At 45.5% G+C, this 1,154-nt stretch carries 1 protein-coding gene; it reads right to left on the reverse strand.

Features of this window, described 5'->3' with window-relative positions:
• On the reverse strand, positions 1–1,154 hold a 1,154-nt coding region (locus tag C3K47_RS19660; protein WP_165784747.1), incomplete at both ends, for a hypothetical protein.

Below are 1,154 nucleotides of genomic sequence, written 5' to 3' on the forward strand. Positions count from 1 at the left end.
ATCAGCTGTAATAGCTGAATTAGTCAGATCAACGGGTTGAGCACAGGTGGCTGGCGGGTTGGTAATCACCAATTTTGGTAAAGGATGAATCGTTACCGTTACGGGTTGGATCATCGAACACCCTTGTGCACTGGTAAGTAGGATATAATAAGTACCACTAACAGTTATTGCAGAAGGATTCGCTAATGGTGTAGTTGCTGCCGCATCAGTAAAATAGTTGAGCGTACCTGCATCGCTTCCGGCTGTAATGGCTGCACTGGTCAGATCAATAGACTGATCACATGTAGCTGGCGGGTTAGTAATCACCAATTTCGGCAAGGCATTGATCGTCACCGTTACGGGTTTAATCACCGAACAGCCCTGGGTGCTGGTAAGCTGAATATAATAGGTGCCGTTGGCAATTATCGAAGAAGGATTCGCTAAAGGCTTGGTTGCTGCTGCATCACTAAAGTAGCTGAGCGTACCTGCATCACTGCCAGCTGTAATGGTCGCATTGGTCAGATCAACGGGTTGATCACATGTGGCTGGCGGGTTGGTAATCACCAATTTTGGTAATGGGTTAATCGTTACAGCTACGGGCTTAATCATCGAACAACCCTGGGCATTTGTAAGTTGAATATAATAAGTGCCACTGGCGCTTATCGAGGAAGGATTGGTTAAAGGTGTCTTTGATGCCGCATCAACAAAATAGCTAAGCGTTCCTGCATCGCTTCCGGCTGTAATGGCTGGATTAGTTAAATTGATAGGTTGATCACATGTAGCTGGCGGGTTGGTAATCACCAATTTTGGCAAGGCATTAATTGTCACCGTTACAGGCTTGATCACCGAACAACCCTGTGGGTTAGTTAGCTTAATATAATAGGTGCCACTAACCATAATGGCCTTTGGGTCGGCTAGTGAGATTGTCCCTGCCGCATCGCTAAAATAGCTCAAACTACCTGCATCACTTCCGGCTGTTATTATTACACTGGTTAGATCAACAGGTTGATCGCATGTAGGTTCAGGATCCGTAACCACCAATTTCGGCAAGACATTGATCGTTACCGTTACGGGTTTGATTACCAAACAACCTTGTGTGCTGGTAAGCTTAATATAATAAGTGCCACTTGTGCTTATCGAAGAAGGATTCGCTAATGATGTAGTTGCTGCCGCAT

It is taken from the genome of Solitalea longa, from assembly GCF_002920915.1.
GTDB classification, from domain to species: domain Bacteria; phylum Bacteroidota; class Bacteroidia; order Sphingobacteriales; family Sphingobacteriaceae; genus Solitalea; species Solitalea longa.